We start from the raw sequence: 20,145 nt of genomic DNA, 5'->3' as shown, positions 1-20,145 counted from the left end.
CAGCTGCTCAGCTTGCCCGACCCCGGTGGAACGGGCAGCCCGACGGGGCGTCCGCGCGGCGCACGCGCCCGCCGGAGCGCGGCTTGGTCGGCATCCGGCGCCGGTTCACCTCCAGGCCGTGACCCGAGATCCGCAGGCGAGGGTCGCTGAGGACGGCGATGGATGCCGCGAGCCCGGCGATCGCGAGCTTCTCGCCCGGGCAGCGGTGACCGGTCGGCACCTCGCCGCCGCCGTGGGGGACGAAGGCGCGCAGCGCCTCGTAGTCGTCGATGCCGCGGAAGCGTTCGGGGTCGAACGTCGAGGGCCGCTCCCACTCGCGCGCGTCGGTGTCGGTGCCGAGGATGTCGAGCACGACCCGGCCACCGGCGGAAACGCGCTCGCCATCGAGCTCGACGTCGCTCACGGCCCACGCGGGGAGCATCGGCACGAAGGGAGCGGTCCGGCGGATCTCCTGCGCGAACGCCGTCGCCAGCTCGCCGCTCACGAGCGAGCCGCGCTCGGCCGTCTCGGCCGCGATGCGCTCGCGCCACTCGGGACGGTCGTGCAGCTCCTTCGCGGCGAACGCGACGAAGCGCGAAACCGCGATCATCGGACGGAAGCTGTTCTGCAGTTCGATGCCCGCGCGCTTCGCGGGCAGCAGCTCGCCGGAGCGGTCGCGGTGCCACGCCCAGGCGTGCAGCGCCGTGCCCTCGGCGGGGTCCAGGGTTCCGGCGCGGACGGCCTCGATGAGTTCGGCGGCGTGGCGGTCCGACCACCGACGGTTCGCCAGGGCCAGCAAGAACTCGGGCGAGTACGGCACGCCGAACCCGTCGACGATCTGTGCCTGCCGCTTCGCCCAGCGCGTCTGTGCCGCGGCGGTGCCGGGGATGCCTGCCCACCGCATGATCGCGCGGCCCAGGGCTCCCACCGCGGCGTCGTACGCTGAGCGCTCGCCGCCCGCGACCCACGCGTCGAGCTCGCCCTGCCACTGCCGTTCGAGCTCGGGCAGCAGGCGCTGTACCTCGGCGTCGTCGTAGAGCACGTCGACGAACGTCGCCTTGCGGTGGCGGTGCTCCTCACCGTCGAGGCTGTGCACCGAGCCGTGGCCGAACAGCGACTCCTGGATGAACGCCGGCATCGCCCCGTGCCGGCGGGTCAGCGACTCGTCGTAGAAGAGCCGCACCCCTTCCTCGCCGCGGACGAACAGCGCTTCTCGCCCGAGGAGTCGGAACGGCACCGCTCGCGCGCCGCGATCGGCGCGTCGCCAAAGGTGCGCGCCGAATCCGTAGCCGCGGACCAGGAGCGAGAGCGAGTCGTCACGAAGCAGGGCGAGGGGGGATGCCATGCCCCCACGGTTCCACGCGCGCGCCGGGGCGCCGAGGGGGCGGCGCACGCGAGAGCGCTGTGCTAGCAACCGCAGGGACGAGACCAGGGGATCGCACCGGTGCGGACGCCTGCGTCTGACGGCATCCTGTTCCGGCGCGATCCCCTGGTCGGGAGGGGTCAGGTGGGGACGCGCGTCCCCTCGAGGATCGGCCGCAGCACCTTCTGCACGTACCAGCCCGCCACCATCGTGCTCTCGGCGGGGTGCGGGCTCTGGTCGGACTCCACGACGATCCAGCCGCGGTAGCCGTGCTCTGCCAGGGCGCCGACGAATGCCTCGAAGTCGACGAGCGCGCGCTCGTCGCTCGGCTCGTAGAACCAGCGCAGGATCTTGCGCGCGCCGCCCTCGGTGCGGATGAACTGCTCCGCGTGCGGGGTGCTCGCCTCGGCGTCGTCGACCGTCTCGCGTGCGTCCTTCAGCTGCACGTGCACGACGCGGTCGGCGTGACGTCGGTAGAACGCGACCGGGTCGATGCCCGCGATCGCGTACTCCGCCGTGTCGATCGCGAGGCCGACCTTCTCGGCATCCGTCGCCGCCAGCAGGCGGTGCATCCCATCACCCAGCCGCAGCGCCGAGAGGAAGTCGACGTGCAGGCCCAGGGCGATGCCGTCCGCCGCGATGGCCGCGCCGACGGTATTCCACAGGGTCGCCAGCACGCCGATCTGCTCGTCGGAGAGCTCGCCGGTCTGCCACGCCGACGGCGCGGCGCGCACGACGAGCACGCTCCCGCCGAGGCGGCGGATGGCATCCGCGAACCACCGTGCGGTGCGCACGATCTGGTCGACCGACGCCGGGTCGAGCGGGTCGGGACCGCGCCCCATCTCGACCTCGAAGCCGACGGAGGGGTCGTAGACATAGCTGCTCACGGCCTCGATGGCGCACGAGGACAGGAACTCGCCGAACTCCTCGACCGAGCCGTAGAGGTCGGCGAGCTGCTGGGGCGTGCCCAGCGGCTCCCACGCGCCGAAGCTCTCGGCGGTCAGCTCGATCCCCGCGAATCCGCTGATGGATGCCGTCTTGAACGCGCGCTCGTGCTCGCGCTTGCGCACGAACGAGTCGATGTTCGTGTCCCACTGGTTGATGGCGTAGGCCCAGCGCACGTCGCTCATCGCGCGACCTCCTCGTTGTAGATGCCGTCCAGGACGTTCTTGGCGTACCAGCGCGAGATCGCGGTGCTCTCGGCGTAGTCGCCGCCGAGCTTGTCGGCCTTGTCGTGCTCGACGCTGATCCAGCCGGTGTATCCGTTGTCGCGGACCGATCGCATCATCGCCTCGAAGTCGACGAGGCCCTCGTCGGTGCCCATCTCGTAGAACCACTTCTCGGTCGTCTTCGCCGAGACCTCGGCATCCGGGAACATCCGGTAGTCGTCGTTGACGTCCTTGTGGCGGGTGTCCTTGAAGTGGAAGCCCGTCACGCGCTCGTGGTGCTTCTCGTAGACGTCTACGGGGTCGACGTCGGCGATGCAGTGCTGCGCGGTGTCGACGAAGAACTTCACGTAGCGCGGGTCGGCGTACGAGTAAAAGCGGTCGATCTGATCGCGCGTGCGGATGCCGGCGTAGAACTCGTGGTGGCAGGTGAGGTTCACGCCGTACTGCTGCGTGAGCTCGCCGACCTTCCCCCAGATGTCGGCCGCGTGCTTGAGGCCGTCGTCGGGCACTCCCGCCTCGTCGAAGTAGCGGGACCCCGGCATGACGATGATGTTGTCGAGCTGGATGCCCGACCACATGTCGAGGGTGCGCTGGAAGTCCTCAAGGATCGTGCCGTGGGTCGCGGGCACCTCGGGCGCGTAGCGGTCGGGGGAGTAGTAGACGCCGTGGAACGTGTTGACGATGCGCTCGAGGCCCTGCTCCTGCACGAACTCCTGGTAGTTCGCGACCGAACCGTACTGCTCGAAAATCTGCCAGATGCGGAAGTCGAAGGTGTCGATCGCGTCGAAGCCGACGGCGGCGACCTGCTGGAGGAAGCGCTTCATCGCCAGCTTGGACTGCCACTGGTCGTAGGGGCCGGCGGGGCCCTGGGCTCGCCAGTGGTCCATGTAGCTCCACTTGATGGGTCGGTCGGTCATTGCGTGCTCGCTCTCTGAAGGGATGCGGATGGGTGACGGTCGGAGAGGGCGCCGGCGGCCAACGAGAGATGACGCGACGTCATCTCCCACGGGTCGTCGTCGAGCCACTCCTGGCCGCCCCACTCGCTGCAGAGCGTGCCGGTGAAGCCCGTCGCGGCGAGGGCGGCGCCCACGTCGCGAAGGGGGTCGGAAAGTCGGTGATCGGCGTCGTCGAGGTCCCAGAACTTCAGGTGCACGGCACCGAGGAGGGGGAGGACGGATGCCAGGTCCGAGATGTGCGCGCGACCGAACCGCACGAGCAGGTTCATGTACAGCGTGTGCACCGGCCCCGGTACACCGCCCGACCGCAGCAGGCCGATGACCGCGTCGTGGGTCGCCGGTTCGCGCCACTCGTCGCGGAGTCGCCCGACGAGGTCGGCCGGGATGCCGGCGCGCTCGAGCCGCTCGAGGTAGGTCACCGGCAGGGCCGGCATGAGCATGCTGATATCGAGTAGCAGGCGCACGTGCGGGGTGTCGAGCTCGGCGATGCGGTCGTAGTCCGCCGGTCGCGCGGCCGGGGTCTCGTGGCCCTGTGCCTCCTCGAAGAGCACGAGGTCGAGGTCTTCGAGCAGGGGCACGAGGTCGTCGAGGATCCCTCCGGCCTGGCCGATCGGCAGGCGGACTCCGGCAGCTCCCACCGAGGCGGCCGCGCGCAGCTGCGGTTCGAGGAACGCCCGGCGCTCGGCATCCGTCCGCCGCCGACCGCGGTCGTACTCGTCGATGCTGACGCCGACGATGCTGACGCGTCCGCCCTCGGCGGTGAGCCGGTCGCGGAACGCCTCGACGTCGCGCGTCGGTGGCGCGGGGAATCCGCGCCACATCTGGCCCAGTTCGATCTCGACGGCCGAGGCGATGCCTCGCTCGACGAGCGTGAGGGCGAGGTCGGGGGCGCTGCGCTCGGCCCTGATCACCTCGGGGGTGAGGTTGAAGGCGCTGGCGGAGAGGGTCCACCCCTCGGGCAGGCTCACGCGGCTTCTCCGACGTCGAGCGAGACGCTCGGGGCAGCGGCTCCCGCCTCGAGCTCACGGCGGAAGGAGAACGGCAGGCGCAGCGGGGCGTCGGGCCCGGCGGGCAGATACGGGATCTCGAGCAGGAACGACACCGACACCTCGTGGATGCCGGGGGTCACGGCATCCGGAATCTCCAGCACGACGCGATCCTGCAGGTACCACCAGCCGCCCTCGTCGGTGAGCGCTGCGGCGGGTACGCGCCGCGTGCCGAGGACGACGGAGGGCTCGTGCCGCGTTCCGTCGAGGTGGACGACCGGGTCGATCAGGCTCGCCACGGGGAGCGACCGGATCCACGGCAGCGAGAGACGCACCTCCGTCCCGTCTGCGGCGGCGCGCAGCGCATCGTCGCGCAGGGCGGAAAGGGTCATGGCGGGCACGTCCTCGTGTCACAGCGCGCCCGATGGCGCGCTTCCGCTCACAACCTACCGACTAATGTCGAAATAGGGAAGAAGTCAGGCGGGTGTCCCGTGCACCGCCGCGACGGTCGGCCGCCCATCCGCGAACCAGCGCGGCAGGCTCACCTCGAACAGCTGCTCCAAGGCGAGGTCCACGCCGCCGCGGACGGGCTCCCGCGTGTCGTTCTCGCTCGTCTTGATCTGAAGGTCCCGAGTCGCGAGGGGAAGGGACAGCTCGTAGACCCGGTGGCGCACCTCGGCGAGGAACAGCTCGCCCGTCGACGCGACGGCCCCGCCGATGACGATGAGGCTCGGGTTGAACATGTTGACCAGGGCGGCGACGGCCTCGCCGACCTGCCGGGCCGAGGCCTGGACGAGCGAGATGGCCAGGGCGTCGCCTCTGCTGGCTGCGAGGGTGATCCTCTCGAGGCTCAGATCGTCGCCCGCGGCCACACTGTCGGCGAGGGGGCCCGTGGCGCCTCCCTCGATCGCCGCGCGGGCGTCGCGCACGAGCGCCCATCCCCCGGCGACGGCCTCGAGGCAGCCGATCTTGCCGCAGCGGCAGACCTGCTCGGCGCCGGGAACGCGCACGTGGCCCATGTCGCCCGCGGCGCCGTTCGCGCCCCGGTGTAGCCGCCCGTGCGAGACGAGCCCGGCACCGATCCCCGTGCCGACCTTGCAGTAGATGAGGTCGATCGCCTCGTCGCGGCGGCGCGCGCGCTCGCCCGCGGCGAGCAGATTCACGTCGTTGTCGACCCAGACGGGGGCCTCGTAGCGCTCCTCGAAGGCGCCGCGGACGTCGAAGCCGTTCCAGCCCGGCATGATCGGCGGGGCCACGGGCCGCCCCGTCTCGAAGTCGACGGGGCCCGGGAGGCCCACGATGATCGCCCAGACGGGGGTGCCGTCGCCTTTGGCGAGCAGCTCGTCGACCATCGCGGTCGCGGTGGTCAGGGTCTCCTCGGGGCCGCGCGCGATGTCCCACACGCGATGGGCCTCGTCGAGGATCTCGCCGTCGAGGTCGGTCACGCCGACGTGGATGTGCTGACCGCCGAGCGCGCACACGACGATGCGGCCGCGTTCCGCGCGGAAACGCAGGGTTCGGGGCGCGCGGCCGCCGGAGGAGGGGCCGTACTCGGCATCCTCGAGGAAGCCCATCTCGACGGCGCGGTCGACGCGCTGGGCGACGACACCGCGGCCGAGGCCCGTCACACGGCCGATCTCGGGGCGCGTCACGGCTTCACCGAGGCGGACCATGTTGACGATCCGCAGGAGGCTCGTGACCTCGTCGGTCTGGGCGCCGAAGCGGAGGGTGGACACGTTGGCCATGGGTTGATCTTCACATAAGAGCGGGTCTGTCCTGCTCGAATCTCGTCATCTATAGTTCGTGACGTGACAACTTCGGCATAAATCATGCCGAAGTAGGCGAGGGGGCCGACATGACGTGGGGCGTGGGCATCATCGGGTCGGGTCCCGGCGTCGCGGCGCTGCACGCGCCGACCCTCGTGCGCACCGGTGGTGACTTCCGCCTCGTGCACGTGAGCGATGCCGGGAGCGGGCGGGCCGCGGCGATCGCGGAACGGTTCGGCGCTCGTGCGTCCACGGGGATCGATGCGCTCCTCGCCGACCCCGAGGTCGACGTCGTCGCGATCTGCAGCCCGCCCGCGCTCCATGCGGAACATGTGCGCGCGAGCCTGGCCGCGGGTCGTCGGGCGATCTTCTGCGAGAAGCCGCTCGCCGATACGGCTCAGGATGCCGAGCTCCTCGTCGCCGAGTGCGCGGCGGTCGGTGCCCTCCTCGTCGTCGGGACGAACCACCTCTTCGATCCGGCGTGGGGGCGGGCGACGCACCACCTGAACGCCCTCGAGGGGCGCATCTCCTCGGTGACGGTCACGCTGTGCCTTTCGCCCAACGATCGGTACCACGCGCTCACGATGGGCGAGCCGCTTCCCTCAGCGCCGCCCGCGAAGCGCCCGCCGCTCGACCTCGACGACCCCGAGCAGAGCGCCGCGATCGTGCGCCAGCTCGTCGCGGGGCTCGGCGTCCACGATCTTCCGCTCGTTCGCGACCTCGTGCCGGGCGGTCCGGAGGTGCTCTGGGCGCGGCCCGTGCCGCCGATCGGCTTCGACCTCGCCCTTCGCGCGAACGGCGCTCTGGTGCGGTTCACGACCGTGATGCTGCCCGAGGGGGCTGACTCGCTTTGGCGGGTGAGCGTCGCCACCGCCGGTGCTCGTGTCGAGGTCGAGTTCCCCCCGCCGTTCGTCCACGTGGGTGGCGCGCGCACCACCGTGCGCGACGCGCAGGGCGTGCAGACCGTCTACCCGATCGACCGTCGCGACGGCTACGAGGTCGAGTGGCGGGCGCTCGCCGCCCTGCTGCGCGGCGAGGCCGCGATGGAATACGACGAGCTGCGCGCCGACGCCGCGTTCGTGACGGCGATCGCCGACGGGGCGGCCGAGGCCGTGCGGGACGGTGCCGTGCGGGACCGGGCCGTGCCGGACCGGGCCGGGCGCGAAGACGACGCGCGCCGGGGTGCCGTGCGGGCGGGGGCGGTGCGATGAGGGACGTGTGGACCGACCTCCCCGCGTACCGCGCGGCGGTGGCCGAGCTCGCGCCGCGGGTGAGGCCCGGCGGTGGCGCGGACGCGATCCGGGTAGTCGAGGGCCGCGGCGCCTGGTGGGAGCGTCTCGTCGACGCAGCGGCGTTCGTCGTCGACGAGCCCGACCCGGCGCCGACCGACGTGCACGCACGGCTCGGCGCGATCGGCTCTCCGGTCGCGGTCGTCCGTCGACGCGTGCGGCCCGACGTCGTCGCCGACGCGGGCGCCGAGCCCGTCGTACCGCGGCACGTCGTGATCGACGCCTGGGGAGGGCGAACGGATGCCACGGCCCTCCTCCGTGACGCGGTCGGGTGGGCGCGGATCCTCGCCGGCGGTTCGTTGAGCCTCGTCGATCGCGCCGATACCGCCACGGCCACAACTCTGGCCCTGCGCGGTCTGGACGGCGTCGGCGCGAGCGTGACCCGTGCGATCGGCGGCGGAGTGGGAGGCGCGCTCGTCGCGACCGCGCTGGGCCCGCGCCGTCTCGAGGTGCGCGTGGACACCGCGTCGCCGCTCGCCGAGGTGGCGTTCCACGACGAGGGCGGTCGCCGCATCCGGCCCGTCCGGCGCGAGTCCCCGGAACGTCTCGCGCTCCGCCGGGTCCTGGATGCCATCGACGCGGGCGCCGTTCTCAGTGATCTGCCCGAGCTGGCAGCGGACGACGCCGTCATCTCGCACCCCTCCTGACGAGCGGAGCTGCCCTCCACCGGAGCATGTCCCACTTGTGGTGGGTTGCGGGCTCCCAGGCCGACCAGTTTTGGGACATGCACCGTCAGAAGTGGGACGAGCGATGCCCGGGGTCCGTTCACGCGTGAAGCGAGCGTCGAGCGAATAAGTCACGCCGATGCCCGGCATCCACAGAATCGGATTCCCTGATACCGACTTCGGTCGGATAGTGGAAGAAGAGTCGGAACGACCCGATTCACCGAAAGGATCGAAGATGATCAAGCTTCTCTCTCATCTGTCGTTCGTCGCGATCACGACTCCTGATGTCGAGGCCTCGGTGGACTTCTACGTCAACCAGGTGGGGCTGACCGAGGTCGCCCGCGAAGACGACCGTGTCTACCTCCGCTGCTGGGGCGACTACTACGCGTACTCCGTCATCGTCGTCAAGGGCGACGAGCCGGGCATGGAGACCATGGCCTGGCGCACCTCGTCGGCCGAGGCGCTCGAAGAGGCCGCCAAGCGCGTGCAGGCCGCCGGCATCGAGGGCGAGTGGTTCGAGGGCCGGGGCATCGGCCGCGCGTTCCGCTTCACCGGACCGCAGGGGCACAACATGACCCTGCACTGGGACGTCGAGCGCCACCGCGCCGAGCCGCACACCGCCTCGATCTTCCCCGACCGCCCCGAGAAGCGCAGCTCCGTCGCCGGTGCTCCCCGCCAGCTCGACCACGTGACCGTCGCGACCAAGGACGTCGACTCGTTCGTGCAGTGGTACGTCGACACGCTCGGCTTCCGCTTCATGGCCCGCACCGTTCTCGACGAGGCGCCCATCTCCGTGTTCTCGGTCCTGACGACGAACGAGAAGTCGCACGACCTCGGCGTCGTCCTCGACGGCTCGAGCCGCGCCGGCCGCATCAACCACTACGCCTTCTGGGTCGACACCCGCGAAGAGCTGCTCATCGCCGCCGACACCCTCATGGAGAACGGCGTGCCGATCGAGTACGGCCCCAACATCCACGGCATCGGCGAGCAGACCTTCCTCTACTACCGCGAGCCCTCGACGCTGCGCATCGAGCTCAACACCGGCGGCTACCGCAACTACGTGCCCGACTGGGAGGCGAACACCTGGAAGCCCTCGCTCGGCTCGAACAACATGTACCGCAACGGCGCCATGCCGATGTCGATGACCGAGTCGTTCCCGCCCGCCGACGGCCCCAGCGCCACCGAAGAGGGCGTGCCCGACGAGATCAAGGACGCGCTGCTCAACCCCTACGCCGTTCAGGGCCGGGGCTGAGCCGAGATCCCGGTCGGGGAAAGTGAGCACCACCATGACGACTGCACCCTTCGCGCTCGCGCGTTTTCGTGAGGCGGATGCCGTGCGCATCGGCCTCGTCGCCGGAGACCGCATCCGCGCGCTCACCGCCGACGAACTGGGTGGGGGTCTGAACACCTTCCTCGCCGACCCCGACTGGGATCGCCTCGAAGCCCTCGCCTCCGGGCGGGAAGAGGCGCCGGGGGAGTGGTATCCCCTCTCGGATGTCACCCTCACGGCGCCCGTCGAGCCGCGGCAGGTGCTGCAGACCGGTGCCAACTACCGCGAGCACGTCATCCAGCTCGTGGCCGCGGGCCTGACGCAGAACACCGACCGCACGCCCGAGGAGGCGCACGCTTTCGCCGCCGACATGATGGACGAGCGCGCCCGCAGCGGCGAGCCGTACTTCTTCATCGGCCTCACCGCGTGCGTCGTCGGCGATGACGTGCCGCTCGTCCTTCCCTCGTACAGCGAGGTGCACGACTGGGAGCTCGAGCTCGCCGTCGTCATCGGCAAGGAGGCTTTCCGCGTCTCGCGGGAGGACGCCCTCGACCACGTTGCCGGGTACACGATCGTCAACGACATCACGACGCGCGACCTCGTGTTCCGCAAGGACATGAAGGAGATCGGCACCGACTGGTACCGGGCGAAGAACGCGCCCGGCTTCCTGCCGACCGGGCCCCTCCTCGTGCCCGCGCGGTTCGTCGACCCCGCCGACACCGACGTGCGCCTCGAGCTGAACGGACAGGTGATGCAGGATGCCAACACCTCCGACCTCCTGTTCGACGTGCCCGCGCTCATCTCGGCGGCATCGCAGACCCACCCGCTGCTTCCCGGCGACCTGCTGCTCACCGGCAGCCCCGCCGGCAACGGTCAGCACTGGAAGAGGTTCCTGCGCGACGGGGACGTCATGACCGGGACGATCGGGGCGCTCGGGACGCAGGTCGTGCGATGCGTGGGGGAGGCGTCGTGACCCTCCCCTCCGAGAACCCGGCCGACCTCGACCGGCAGAATCCCGAAGCCGAGATCGCCTCGCGTGCCGAGGCGTTCCGCAACTGGGGACGCTGGGGCGAGGACGACGTGCTCGGCACCCTCAACTTCATCGACGCCGACAAGCGCCGGGCGGCCGCGGCCCTCGTGCGCGACGGCCTCTCGATCTCGCTCTCGCAGCGCTTCGACACCGACGGCCCGCAGAAGGGCTGGCGTCGGCGGACCAACCCGGTGCACACGATGACCGACACGGGGACGGACGCCGAGCGCGGCAACCAGGGCTTCCCGCACGGCATCGGCGGCGCCGACGACGTCATCGCGATGCCCCTGCAGTGCTCCACGCAGTGGGACGGTCTCGGCCACATCTTCGACCACGGCTACGCGTGGAACGGCCGCCGGGCCGGAGACGTCGTCACGAGCGACGGTGACCTGGTCACCGGGATCGAGCACGCGGCCGACGTCATCGTGTCGCGCGGCGTGCTGCTCGATCTCGGACGGCACCTCGCCCCCGAGGCGGGTGAGCTCGTCGACGGCTACGCGATCACCGTCTCCGACCTCGAGGCGTGCGCCGCGGCCGAGGGCGTCGAGATCGGGCGCGGCGACATCGTGCTCGTCCGCACCGGCCACTACACCCGCGCGCACCGCGACGGCTGGGGCGACTACGCCGGCGGACCCGCTCCCGGGCTCTCGCTCACCACCGCCGGGTGGCTGCACCGCACCGAGATCGCCGCGATCGCGACCGACACCTGGGGCTTCGAGGTGCGGCCGAACGAGTTCGACGTGCCGGCGTTCCAGCCGCTGCACCAGGTCGTCATCCCGAACATGGGGCTGACGATCGGCGAGATGTGGAACCTCGACGCGCTCGCCGCGGCCTGCGCCGCCGCGGGACGCTGGGAGTTCCTCCTCTCGGCTCCGCCGCTGCCGATCACGGGCGCCGTGGGTTCGCCGGTGAACCCGGTCGCTCTGCTGTAATCCCTCTACCTGCCCCGAACAGATCACCCGTCCCAGAACAGAGAGGTTCTGACATGACCGCCGTTCAGAAAGTCGCGATCGCCGGAGCCGGCGTCGCGGGCCTGGCCACCGCGATCTTCCTCGCCAAGGCCGGCGTCGAGGTCGACCTGTACGACGCCCAACCCGCGCTCTCCACGCGCGGCTCCGGCATCACCCTGCAGGGCAACGCGCTGCGCGTCTTCGACGAGCTCGGCGTCTGGGACGAGGTCGCCGCCGCCGGAAAGGCCTTCGAGGGTCTCAACTTGCGCGCCCCCGGCCCCGGTGCTCCGGTCGTCGCGGCCCTGCCCGACCTGAAGACCGGCGGCCCCGACTACCCCTCCACGATGGGGATGTCGCGTCCCGATCTGGCGCGGATCCTGCTCGCTGCGGCCGAGCGTCACGGGGCGCGCGTGCACTTCGGCACACGGGTGACCGGCGTCTCGCAGACCGACGACGGCGTCGCGGTGGAGGTGGACGGCAAGCCCGCGGGCACCTTCGACCTGCTCGTCGGCGCCGACGGCCTGCACTCGGCCGTGCGCGAGATGATCGGCATCCATGTCTCCCCCGAGCAGACGGGCATGGGCATCTGGCGCACCTTCGTGTCGCTGCCGCCCGACGTCGACCGCAGCGAGCTGTACTACGGCGGCCCGATGTACATCGCCGGCTACACGCCCACCGGTGACGACACGATGTACGCGTTCCTCGTCGAGGCGGCGCAGGACCGCTCCCAGGCGACGCCCGAGGAGGCGCGGCGCATCATGGTCGAGCAGTCGCGCGCGTACGACGGACCGTGGAACCACATCCGCGCCGACATCGAAGCCGGCGCCGACGCGAACTACACCTGGTTCACGAAGCACCTCGTCGAGGCGCCGTGGAACCGCGGTCGCGTCGTCGTGATCGGCGACGCCGCGCACAGCTGCCCTCCCACGATCGCGCAGGGCGCGGCCCAGGGCCTCGAGGACGCCGCGGTCCTGAGCGAGCTGCTCGTGGAGCGGGATGCCGTCGACCAGGCGCTGTGGGACGCGTTCCACGAGCGCCGCGTCGCGCGCGCGAAAGCGATCGTCGACGCCTCGGTGCAGCTCGGTCAGTGGCAGCTCGACGGCGTCCGCGACGCCGACATGGGCGGCCTGATGTTCGGCGTCGCGCAGCTGACGGCGGCCCGCGCATGAGCCTCGCGACCGACGGCGTCGACCGCAACGAGGTCACCGACGTCCACGCGCACCTGCTCATGCCCGGGCTCCACGCCGAGGTCGAGCGCCGCGTGCCCGACGAGGTGCAGGCCGCGGCCGACCTCGAGCTGAAGCGCAACGGCCTCGCGAGCCTGCAGGCCTCGGGACGCATGATCGGCGAGCGCTTCCCGCGCCTGACCGACGTGCGCGCGCGCCTGGAGGCGATGGACGCGCAGGGCGTCGACCGCCAGTGGGTCAGCCCCTCGCCGAACCACTTCTACCCGTGGGCGAACGAGGGCCTGGCGACCTGGACGACCGGCGAGGCGAACCGCCTCATCGCCGACCACGTCGCGCAGGCACCCGACCGTCTCGTCGGTCTCGGGACCGTGCCGCTGCAGCACCCGCACCTCGTCGTCGACGCGCTCGACGACGCCGTTCTCGGGCGCGGCCTCGCGGGCGTCGAGATCTCGTCGTTCGCCGGGGACGTCGAGCTCAGCGACGAACGCCTCGAGCCCTTCTGGGCCCGCGCGGCCGAGTTGCGCGCCGTGGTGTTCCTGCACCCCTTCGGCTGCTCGCTCGACGAGCGCCTCGACCGCTTCTACCTCTCCAACACGGTCGGCCAGCCCACCGAGAACGCCGTCGCGCTGTCGCACCTGATCTTCGCGGGCGTGCTGGATCGGCATCCGGGACTCCGCCTCATCGCGGCGCACGGCGGGGGCTACCTGCCCACGGCGATCGGCCGCTCGGACCGCGCGTGGACCGTCCGCCCCGAAGCGCGCGGCTGCGCGCACGCCCCGTCGACCTACCTTTCGAAGCTCTGGTTCGACACGGTCGTGCACGACGAGCGGGCGCTGCGCTGGCTGGTCGAGGCGGCGGGTGCCGACCGCGTGCTGCTGGGCAGCGACTTCCCGTTCGACATGGGACTCGACGATCCCGTCGGCTTCGTGCGCGGAGCCGGACTCTCGGATGCCGAGACCTCCGGCATCCTGGGCGGAAACGCCGCGGAGCTGCTGCGCACCCGGGTGCACGCGTGAGGATCGCACGGTGGGCCGACGGGGCCGATGTGGGCGAGGGCTTCGTCGTCAACGACTTCGTGGTGCCGTTCCCGGACGGGCTCCGGGTCGCCGAGGTGCTGGCGCAGGGGCTGTCCGCGGCCTCGGCGCTCTACGAACGCCGGGACCGTGCCGCGGCCCGGCCGCTGACCGAGGTGCGCCTGCTCGCCCCGCTCGTGCCGGCGTCGATCCGCGACTTCGTCGCCTTCGAGGAGCACGTCGAGGGCGTGAGCGCGTCGGTCGACGGCAAGAGCGAGGTCGTGCCCGAGTGGTACGAGGCGCCGACGTTCTACTTCACGAACCCGCACACCGTGCGGGCGACGGGTGACGTCGTCGCCATCCCCGAGACCCAGCGTCTCGACGTCGAGCTCGAGCTCGCCGCCGTGATCGGGGCAGCCCCCGATTCCGACGGCGAGAACGTCGACGCCGAGACCGCGGCGCGGCACATCTTCGGCTACACCGTCATGAACGATTGGTCGGCTCGCGACCTGCAGTCGCGCGAGATGAAGGTGCGCCTCGGGCCCGCGAAGGGCAAAGACTTCGCGATGACGCTCGGGCCGTGGATCGTCACGGCCGACGAGCTCGAGCCGTTCCTCGACGCCGACGGCTTCCTCGCGGTGCGCGCCGAGCTCTTCATCAACGGCGAGCTGATCGGTCATGACCTCGTGTCGAACATGGGCTGGCCGTTCCCCGAGCTCGTCGCCTACGCCGCGCGCAACTCGATCGTCGTTCCGGGTGACGTGCTCGGCTCGGGCACCGTCGGCAACGGCGGGTGCCTCGGCGAGCTGTGGGGGCGCCGCGGCGGTCTCGACCCGCGACCGCTCGAACCCGGTGACGAGGTGCGCCTGGTGATCGAGGGGGTCGGCGAGATCGTCAACGTCGTGGGGGAGCGGGTCGCCGCCCCGCCCGTGCCGCGGGCGCGCGTCCGCTCGAGGGCGCGGTCGCGATGACCACCCCCGGGCTCACCGGGAACCTCTTCGTCGTGACCGGTGCCGCGGGAGGGCAGGGTGCCGAGGAAGCGCTCGCCCTCGCCCGCGCGGGTGCCGAGGTCGTCGCGGTCGACGTGGCGGATGACGCCCCGGACCTGCGCGACGCACCGGGCATCACTTATCGCCGCCTCGACGTCTCGAGCGAGGAGGACTGGGCCGCGCTCGCCGCGGCGCTCGAGGGGCGCCGGGTCCGCGGGCTCGTGAACAACGCCGGCATCACCCACCGCGCGCGTATCGGCGCGCTGGACCGCGGCGACTGGGACCGCGTCTTCGCCGTGAACGTCACCGGCGCGATGCTCGGCATCCAGGCCCTCCTGCCCCTGATGGATGCCGGGTCCTCGATCGTCAACATCGGCTCGGTCGCGGGACTCACGGGGCACTACACAGCCGCGTACACGGCGAGCAAGTGGGCGCTCCGGGGGCTCACGCACGCGTGCGTCACCGAGCTCGGGCCCCGTGGCATCCGGGTAAATCTCGTGCACCCGGGCTTCATCCGCACGCCGATGACGGCCTCGGCGCCGCCCGCCTTCGCCGACGCGAACACGGCGATCATTCCGCTGCACCGGGTCGGCGAGTCCTCCGAGGTCGCCGGGATCGTCGCCTTTCTCTTGTCGGATGCCGCGGCCTTCATCACGGGGGCCGAGATCGGCGTCGACGGGGGACAGGCGCTCTCGGGCGCAGCGACGGTGCTGTCGAACGCTTTCCGCTGATGTCCGACGCGGCTAATGTCAAAAATCGACATAAGTCGGGTATGATGGACGGGACGTCGGGGCTCCGCGAGCCCGTTCGCCCGGTGAGGGAGCCGGAGCGGCACATACGGTCGCGTCGATCGCCCGGTCGTACGGGCGCCCCACGCATGACTCTCTCTCCCGCTCGCGTCCGCATCCTCGTCGCGGCCCTTCTCACGGTGTCGTTCCTCGGCGCCCTCGACCACACCGTCGTCTCGACCTCTCTCGCCACGATCGCCGGTGACCTCGGCGCGCTCGAGCACATGAGCTGGATCATGGTCGGCTACACCCTCGCGGCCACCGTGATGCTCCCGGTCCTCGGCAAGCTCGGCGACGTCGTCGGGCCGCGCCTGGTCTTCGTCGTCTCGCTCGCGCTGTTCCTCGCCGCGTCGCTCGCGTGCGGCTTCGCGCCCGACCTCGGCTGGCTCGTCGCCGCGCGGGTGGTGCAGGGACTCGGATCGGCGGGCCTGCAGCTGATGTCGCAGACGATCGTCGCGCGCGTGACGAGCCCGCGCCAGCGGCCCCGCTACATGGCGGTGATCGGTGCGGCCTTCCCCGTCGCGATCGTGGTGGGACCGGTGGTCGGTGGGCTCATCACCGACTACTGGAGCTGGCCGTGGGTGTTCTGGATCAACATCCCCGTCGGTCTCGTCGCGCTCGTGCTCGCGCTCGTCGCCGTCCCCCGGCTGCCGGGCGGCGCGCACCCGCGTTTCGACGTGCCGGGCTCCCTCGTGTTCACGGGGTCGCTCCTGGCGCTCATCCTCGCCGTGACCTGGATCGGCGACGACACCCTTCGCCCCGCGGCGATCGCGTGTGCGGTGGGGGCGGGTATCGGCATCCTGGCCCTGATCGCGATCGAGCGGCGGGCCGCGGCGCCCATCCTTCCGCCGAGGATCCTGCGCAACCGGACGATCCTCGTCTGTCTCGGACTCTCGCTCGTCGTGGGGGCGGGCCTGTTCTCGGTCGTCGCCTACGTGCCGACGTACGTGCAGATGGCGTACCGCACCACCGCGACGGTGTCGGGTCTCGTGCCCATCGCGACCGTGCTCGGCATGCTCGTCAGCAGTCTGCTGACCGGGTGGCTCGTCAGCCGCTCGGGCCGCTACCGGCTCTACCCGGTCGTGGGTACCGCGCTCGCGGCTGTCGGCCTCTCCGTGATGGCCCTGCTTCCGGTGGGAATGCCGCTGTGGGTGCCGATGGCGGTCATGGCCGCGGTCGGTGTCGGCACCGGGGCATTCACGAACCTCATCTTCGCCGTGGTGCAGAGCGCCGCGTCGCGCGACGACCTCGGCGCGGTCACCGCGACCACCAACCTCGTGCGGCAGGTCGGAGCCGCCGTCGGCACCGCGGTGGTCGGCGGTGTCGTCGGCTTCGCGGTGGCGGCCGCTCTTCCTCCGGGATTGGATGCCGCCACCCTCACGCCCGCGGCGGCCCGCTCGGCGTCCGAGGGGGTCCAGGACCAGATCGCGCTGATCTACCACGACGTGTTCGCGCCGGTCTTCCTCGGACTCGCGCTCGTCTACGCGTGCGGTGTCGTGATCGCGCTGCTCCTGCCCGCCGAGCGTCTGTCCGACGAGATGCCCGCGACGGCGGCGCCCTCCGACCGACAACCCGCCTGAACCCGCCTGACCCCGCCCGAACCCGCCCGCCCGATCTCGAAGGAGAGAGCATGTCCGACACCCCCACCATCGCCATCGTCGGCAGCGGTCCCATCGGCTCCGCCTACGCGCGCGTGCTCCTGGAGTCCGTTCCCGCCGCCCGCGTGATCATGTTCGAGGCCGGCCCGCAGCTCACCGAGCGCCCCGGCGAGAGCGTGCGCAACATCGCCGATCCCGACGAGAAGGCCCGCGCCCGCGAGCGTTCGCAGGGGCCGCAGGCGGGGACGTTCCGCGAGTCGCTCGGCATCCCGGGCGGGACCGTCGTCGAGGGGATGTTCACCGCGCGACAGGGCACCCACCTCCTCGACTTCGGGGGCGAGGGCTCCGCGCACGCCCCCTCTTTCCCCGCGGCGGCCGCGGCCACCAACGTCGGCGGCCAGGGCGCGCACTGGACCTGCGCCATCCCGCGCCCGGCCTTCAGCGAGAAGCTCGACTTCGTCGGCGACGACGAGTGGGAAGACCTGATCTCCACCGCCGAAGACCTCCTGCACAAGCAGAGTGCCGCCTTCTCGGACTCCCCGGTCGGCGCCGCGATCCGCACGCTCCTCGACCGCGAGTTCGGTGCCGAGCTGCCCGAGGGCTACGGCGTCAGCACGCTCCCCGTCGCGGGCGACCCGCAGCCCGACGGCTCGATGCGCTGGGCCGGCGCCGACACCGTGCTGGGCCCCCTCATCGAGCCCGGAACCGACACCGCCGCGCGCTTCGAGCTGCGCGACCTCACGCTCGTCCGGCGCCTCGAACACGACGGTGCGCACGTCCGGGGCGTGACCGTCGAGGATCTGCGCACGGGCGAGGAGTCGTTCGTCAGCGCGGATGTGGTCGTCGTCGCGGCCGATGCGTTCCGCTCCCCGCAGCTGCTGTGGGCTTCCGGCATCCGTCCCGCTCCGCTCGGCCGCTACCTGACCGAGCATCAGGTGGTCATCAGCACGGTCGCCCTCGACGAGGGACGCATGAGCGCTCTCGTCACCGACGACGAGCTCGAGGCCGAGCTGGCCCGCCGCGCGGTGAACCCGACCGACCCCGTCGCCGCGGTCAACCGCATCCCTTTCTCGGAGCCCGGGCACCCCTACTCGGCGCAGATCATGTACGCCGAGACCCCGCCGTTCCCCCTCGCCGCGGACCACCCCGCGCACGGGAACCGGTGGGGGTACGTGAACATGGGTTTCGGCATCCGCAAGTTCCCCCGCGTGGAAGACGGCGTGACCTTCGCGGAGGACGAGCTCGACTACCGCGGCATGCCGAACTTCACGATCGAGTACGCCCTCACCGAGCGCGAGGAGAAGGAGATCGCCGAGGCGACCGAGCGCCTGCGCCGCGCGGGTGAGGCGCTGGGCAGCTTCGTCGCGGGCCCGCGTCTGTTGCCGAACGGGTCGAGCCTGCACTTCATGGGCACGATGCGGACCGGGACGGATGCCGAGACCTCGGTCGCCGACCCCTACTCGCGCGTATGGGGCTTCGACAACCTCGTCGTCGGCGGGAATGCGCTGATCCCGACGGCGAACACGATGAACCCGACGTTGATGAGCGTCGCGATCGCCGTGCGCGGCGCGCGGCGGCTCGCGGCCGACCTGGGCGGCGCGCGGCCCTGACGCGCGGGGGTCGGGTTGGGCCGTGCCGTCGTGCGGAGTTGGTGGGCGACTCGCCGTGGCGGGATGCCGTGGGGCGGCGTGTCGGGGTCGTTCCCCGCTTGATGGTCCGGGTGGGGTGGTCAGGGTGGGGCCGTGCCGTCGTGCGGAGTTCGGGGGCGACTCGCCGCGGCGGGATGCCGTGGGGCGGCGTGTCGGGAACGGACTCCGCCTGACGGCCCGGCGCCGACAGCACGGCCCGGCGCCGACAGCACGCCCCACCGGGCAGCCCCGCCGGATAATGGAACGGTGGAGGCCTGGGAGACGCGTGACTGGTTCGCCGACTTCCTCGAGGCCCAGAACCGGCACGATCTCGAGGCGGTACGTGAGTTCCTCGACCCCGGCGTGCGCCGCGCCCACCTTCCCGCCGGTGCCGAGGCCTGGATCGCCGACGTCGCCGAGCTCGTGCACGCCTTCCCCGACTGGCAGTGGAAGCGGATCCAGGTGATCGTCGAGGACGACCGCCTCGCGGTGCACCTGCGCGGATCGGGGACGCACACGGGCACGTACCGGCACCTCGCGGCCACCCGGCGGCGCGTGAACATCGCCGCGTTCGCGATGTACCGCCTCTCGCGCGGGCGCATCGTCGAGGCATCCGGCACCGACGACGCCGAGCAGATCAGCGCCTTGCTCGGCTGAGCGGACGGGTTCGAGCGCCGCTGTCAAGGAGCGCGCGGCCATCGCATGCATAGGTACGGTCGTAAGTCCGCGGAATCGCCGCGGGAGAGGAGCGCCGACATGACCGACACGAACCGCCCGGGTGCCGGCGTGGTGTGGGCCCGCGTCGAAGAGGGTTTTCACGTGGGTAGCCGCAACGGCGTCTTCCTGGGCTATCTCGACCGCGAGGCCGACGGCAGCTACCTGGCGTACGACGGACGTTCCCGCCTGGTCGGTCGCTTCCCGACGCTCGTCTCAGGCATGGCGGCGGTCACGTCCGCACCGGTCGAGACGCGTATGCCGGTCCGGCGCGAGGAGGAGATCGTCTTGCAGCAGGTGCGGACCGACCGGGAGCACCCGGGATCGGTGGTGCGGTGATGACCGAGGCTCTGCGATCGATGACCTACTCCAGCACCGCGGCGTCGGCGTTCGGCGCGAAGGAGCTCGCCGACCTGCTGGCGTCGAGCAGAGCCGCGAACCTCGCGCGCGACCTGTCGGGCATGCTGCTGTTCCGCGGCAACAGGTTCCTTCAGGTCCTCGAAGGCCCCGAGTCCGTCGTACGAGAGCTCGTCGACCGGATCCGCCGTGATCCGCGGCACCGCGACATGCGGATCCTCGTCGACGAGGAGATCGAGGAGCGTCGCTTCGCCGACTGGACCATGGGGTACGAGGTCCTCAACGTTCCGCAGAAGGCGGCGCCCGAGGGTTTCCGTGACTCGTTCGACGATCTCGACTCCGACGACGACACGGTCACGGCGCGCGCCCTGCGCGAGCTCACGGTCTGGTTCCGCGCGCGGAGTTCGAACCCGCGCTGACTCACCCGCGCTGCCTCACCCGCGCTGAC

The 20,145-nt window shown here is 71.5% G+C and carries 20 protein-coding genes; 14 read left to right on the top strand and 6 right to left on the bottom strand.

Annotated features, from left to right (window positions below):
- Positions 1–7: 7 nt before the first annotated feature.
- From ACMW4R_RS02150 to ACMW4R_RS02125, 6 genes are all read right to left on the bottom strand, one after another.
- Complete coding sequence (locus tag ACMW4R_RS02150) at positions 8–1,324, bottom strand: cytochrome P450 (RefSeq protein ID WP_058614195.1); 1,317 nt, start codon at positions 1,322–1,324, stop codon at positions 8–10.
- A 158-nt stretch (positions 1,325–1,482) separates the two neighbouring features.
- Positions 1,483–2,472, bottom strand: coding sequence for a sugar phosphate isomerase/epimerase family protein (locus ACMW4R_RS02145; protein ID WP_058614194.1), 990 nt, complete (start codon positions 2,470–2,472; stop codon positions 1,483–1,485).
- Positions 2,469–3,428, bottom strand: a complete 960-nt coding sequence (locus ACMW4R_RS02140) for a sugar phosphate isomerase/epimerase family protein (protein WP_058595943.1) — start codon at positions 3,426–3,428, stop codon at positions 2,469–2,471. The genes ACMW4R_RS02145 and ACMW4R_RS02140 overlap by 4 nt, the downstream gene beginning before the upstream one ends.
- Positions 3,425–4,435 (bottom strand): hypothetical protein, encoded by a 1,011-nt coding sequence (locus tag ACMW4R_RS02135; protein ID WP_058614193.1) that lies wholly within the window; start codon positions 4,433–4,435, stop codon positions 3,425–3,427. Before ACMW4R_RS02135 ends, ACMW4R_RS02140 begins: the two co-directional genes overlap by 4 nt.
- A complete protein-coding gene (locus tag ACMW4R_RS02130) occupies positions 4,432–4,845 on the bottom strand; it encodes a hypothetical protein (RefSeq protein ID WP_058614192.1) in 414 nt (137 codons plus the stop codon). The genes ACMW4R_RS02135 and ACMW4R_RS02130 overlap by 4 nt, the downstream gene beginning before the upstream one ends.
- 84 nt (positions 4,846–4,929) lie before the next feature.
- Entirely contained in the window at positions 4,930–6,198 is a 1,269-nt protein-coding gene (locus tag ACMW4R_RS02125; protein WP_058595940.1) for an ROK family protein, read from the bottom strand.
- Positions 6,199–6,308: 110 nt separating this feature from the next.
- Between ACMW4R_RS02125 and ACMW4R_RS02120 the strand changes: the two genes are divergently transcribed.
- The 14 genes from ACMW4R_RS02120 to ACMW4R_RS02055 all read left to right on the top strand — a co-directional run bounded on the left by ACMW4R_RS02120 (position 6,309) and on the right by ACMW4R_RS02055 (position 20,116).
- Positions 6,309–7,430: a Gfo/Idh/MocA family protein gene (locus ACMW4R_RS02120; RefSeq protein WP_058627217.1), complete on the top strand. Its 1,122-nt coding sequence runs from the start codon at positions 6,309–6,311 to the stop codon at positions 7,428–7,430.
- Positions 7,427–8,155 (top strand): hypothetical protein, encoded by a 729-nt coding sequence (locus ACMW4R_RS02115; RefSeq protein WP_153001249.1) that lies wholly within the window; start codon positions 7,427–7,429, stop codon positions 8,153–8,155. The genes ACMW4R_RS02120 and ACMW4R_RS02115 overlap by 4 nt, the downstream gene beginning before the upstream one ends.
- 253 nt (positions 8,156–8,408) lie before the next feature.
- A complete protein-coding gene (locus ACMW4R_RS02110; protein WP_058595937.1) occupies positions 8,409–9,425 on the top strand; it encodes a VOC family protein in 1,017 nt (338 codons plus the stop codon).
- Between the two features lie 34 nt (positions 9,426–9,459).
- The gene (locus tag ACMW4R_RS02105; RefSeq protein WP_418299008.1) at positions 9,460–10,416 is read left to right on the top strand and encodes a fumarylacetoacetate hydrolase family protein; all 957 of its coding nucleotides are present in this window, start codon (positions 9,460–9,462) and stop codon (positions 10,414–10,416) included.
- Positions 10,395–11,405 carry a cyclase family protein gene (locus ACMW4R_RS02100; protein WP_058628527.1) on the top strand — a complete coding sequence of 337 codons (1,011 nt, stop codon included), beginning with the start codon at positions 10,395–10,397 and terminating at the stop codon, positions 11,403–11,405. Before ACMW4R_RS02105 ends, ACMW4R_RS02100 begins: the two co-directional genes overlap by 22 nt.
- Before the next feature lie 53 nt (positions 11,406–11,458).
- On the top strand, positions 11,459–12,592 hold the full coding sequence (locus ACMW4R_RS02095; protein WP_058614186.1) for an FAD-dependent monooxygenase: 1,134 nt from the start codon (positions 11,459–11,461) through the stop codon (positions 12,590–12,592).
- Entirely contained in the window at positions 12,589–13,626 is a 1,038-nt protein-coding gene (locus ACMW4R_RS02090) for an amidohydrolase family protein (protein WP_058614185.1), read from the top strand. Before ACMW4R_RS02095 ends, ACMW4R_RS02090 begins: the two co-directional genes overlap by 4 nt.
- A complete protein-coding gene (locus tag ACMW4R_RS02085) occupies positions 13,623–14,594 on the top strand; it encodes a fumarylacetoacetate hydrolase family protein (RefSeq protein ID WP_418299007.1) in 972 nt (323 codons plus the stop codon). Before ACMW4R_RS02090 ends, ACMW4R_RS02085 begins: the two co-directional genes overlap by 4 nt.
- Positions 14,591–15,343, top strand: coding sequence for an SDR family NAD(P)-dependent oxidoreductase (locus tag ACMW4R_RS02080; RefSeq protein ID WP_418299006.1), 753 nt, complete (start codon positions 14,591–14,593; stop codon positions 15,341–15,343). Before ACMW4R_RS02085 ends, ACMW4R_RS02080 begins: the two co-directional genes overlap by 4 nt.
- 146 nt (positions 15,344–15,489) lie before the next feature.
- On the top strand, positions 15,490–16,980 hold the full coding sequence (locus ACMW4R_RS02075) for an MFS transporter (protein WP_418299005.1): 1,491 nt from the start codon (positions 15,490–15,492) through the stop codon (positions 16,978–16,980).
- 50 nt (positions 16,981–17,030) lie between these two features.
- On the top strand, positions 17,031–18,608 hold the full coding sequence (locus tag ACMW4R_RS02070) for a GMC oxidoreductase (RefSeq protein ID WP_058614181.1): 1,578 nt from the start codon (positions 17,031–17,033) through the stop codon (positions 18,606–18,608).
- Between the two features lie 285 nt (positions 18,609–18,893).
- Positions 18,894–19,283: an ester cyclase gene (locus ACMW4R_RS02065; RefSeq protein WP_058596997.1), complete on the top strand. Its 390-nt coding sequence runs from the start codon at positions 18,894–18,896 to the stop codon at positions 19,281–19,283.
- A 99-nt stretch (positions 19,284–19,382) separates the two neighbouring features.
- Positions 19,383–19,679 (top strand): hypothetical protein, encoded by a 297-nt coding sequence (locus tag ACMW4R_RS02060; protein ID WP_193751308.1) that lies wholly within the window; start codon positions 19,383–19,385, stop codon positions 19,677–19,679.
- Positions 19,679–20,116 (top strand): BLUF domain-containing protein, encoded by a 438-nt coding sequence (locus ACMW4R_RS02055; protein ID WP_058596998.1) that lies wholly within the window; start codon positions 19,679–19,681, stop codon positions 20,114–20,116. Before ACMW4R_RS02060 ends, ACMW4R_RS02055 begins: the two co-directional genes overlap by 1 nt.
- Positions 20,117–20,145 lie beyond the last annotated feature (29 nt).

Origin of the sequence: Microbacterium sp. S1037 (assembly GCF_048381605.1) — a bacterium.
GTDB classification, from domain to species: domain Bacteria; phylum Actinomycetota; class Actinomycetes; order Actinomycetales; family Microbacteriaceae; genus Microbacterium; species Microbacterium testaceum_B.
This window is presented reverse-complemented; position numbering and strand designations above follow the sequence as displayed.

What these genes read in the sequence shown, in the direction of transcription:
- ACMW4R_RS02150 (WP_058614195.1), bottom strand. Translation starts at nt 1,324, where the DNA reads ATGGCATCCCCCCTCGCCCTGCTTCGTGACGACTCGCTCTCGCTCCTG.
- ACMW4R_RS02145 (WP_058614194.1), bottom strand. Translation starts at nt 2,472, where the DNA reads ATGAGCGACGTGCGCTGGGCCTACGCCATCAACCAGTGGGACACGAAC.
- ACMW4R_RS02140 (WP_058595943.1), bottom strand. Translation starts at nt 3,428, where the DNA reads ATGACCGACCGACCCATCAAGTGGAGCTACATGGACCACTGGCGAGCC.
- ACMW4R_RS02130 (WP_058614192.1), bottom strand. Translation starts at nt 4,845, where the DNA reads ATGACCCTTTCCGCCCTGCGCGACGATGCGCTGCGCGCCGCCGCAGAC.
- ACMW4R_RS02125 (WP_058595940.1), bottom strand. Translation starts at nt 6,198, where the DNA reads ATGGCCAACGTGTCCACCCTCCGCTTCGGCGCCCAGACCGACGAGGTC.
- ACMW4R_RS02120 (WP_058627217.1), top strand. Translation starts at nt 6,309, where the DNA reads ATGACGTGGGGCGTGGGCATCATCGGGTCGGGTCCCGGCGTCGCGGCG.
- ACMW4R_RS02115 (WP_153001249.1), top strand. Translation starts at nt 7,427, where the DNA reads ATGAGGGACGTGTGGACCGACCTCCCCGCGTACCGCGCGGCGGTGGCC.
- ACMW4R_RS02110 (WP_058595937.1), top strand. Translation starts at nt 8,409, where the DNA reads ATGATCAAGCTTCTCTCTCATCTGTCGTTCGTCGCGATCACGACTCCT.
- ACMW4R_RS02105 (WP_418299008.1), top strand. Translation starts at nt 9,460, where the DNA reads ATGACGACTGCACCCTTCGCGCTCGCGCGTTTTCGTGAGGCGGATGCC.
- ACMW4R_RS02100 (WP_058628527.1), top strand. Translation starts at nt 10,395, where the DNA reads ATGCGTGGGGGAGGCGTCGTGACCCTCCCCTCCGAGAACCCGGCCGAC.
- ACMW4R_RS02095 (WP_058614186.1), top strand. Translation starts at nt 11,459, where the DNA reads ATGACCGCCGTTCAGAAAGTCGCGATCGCCGGAGCCGGCGTCGCGGGC.
- ACMW4R_RS02090 (WP_058614185.1), top strand. Translation starts at nt 12,589, where the DNA reads ATGAGCCTCGCGACCGACGGCGTCGACCGCAACGAGGTCACCGACGTC.
- ACMW4R_RS02080 (WP_418299006.1), top strand. Translation starts at nt 14,591, where the DNA reads ATGACCACCCCCGGGCTCACCGGGAACCTCTTCGTCGTGACCGGTGCC.
- ACMW4R_RS02075 (WP_418299005.1), top strand. Translation starts at nt 15,490, where the DNA reads ATGACTCTCTCTCCCGCTCGCGTCCGCATCCTCGTCGCGGCCCTTCTC.
- ACMW4R_RS02070 (WP_058614181.1), top strand. Translation starts at nt 17,031, where the DNA reads ATGTCCGACACCCCCACCATCGCCATCGTCGGCAGCGGTCCCATCGGC.
- ACMW4R_RS02060 (WP_193751308.1), top strand. Translation starts at nt 19,383, where the DNA reads ATGACCGACACGAACCGCCCGGGTGCCGGCGTGGTGTGGGCCCGCGTC.
- ACMW4R_RS02055 (WP_058596998.1), top strand. Translation starts at nt 19,679, where the DNA reads ATGACCGAGGCTCTGCGATCGATGACCTACTCCAGCACCGCGGCGTCG.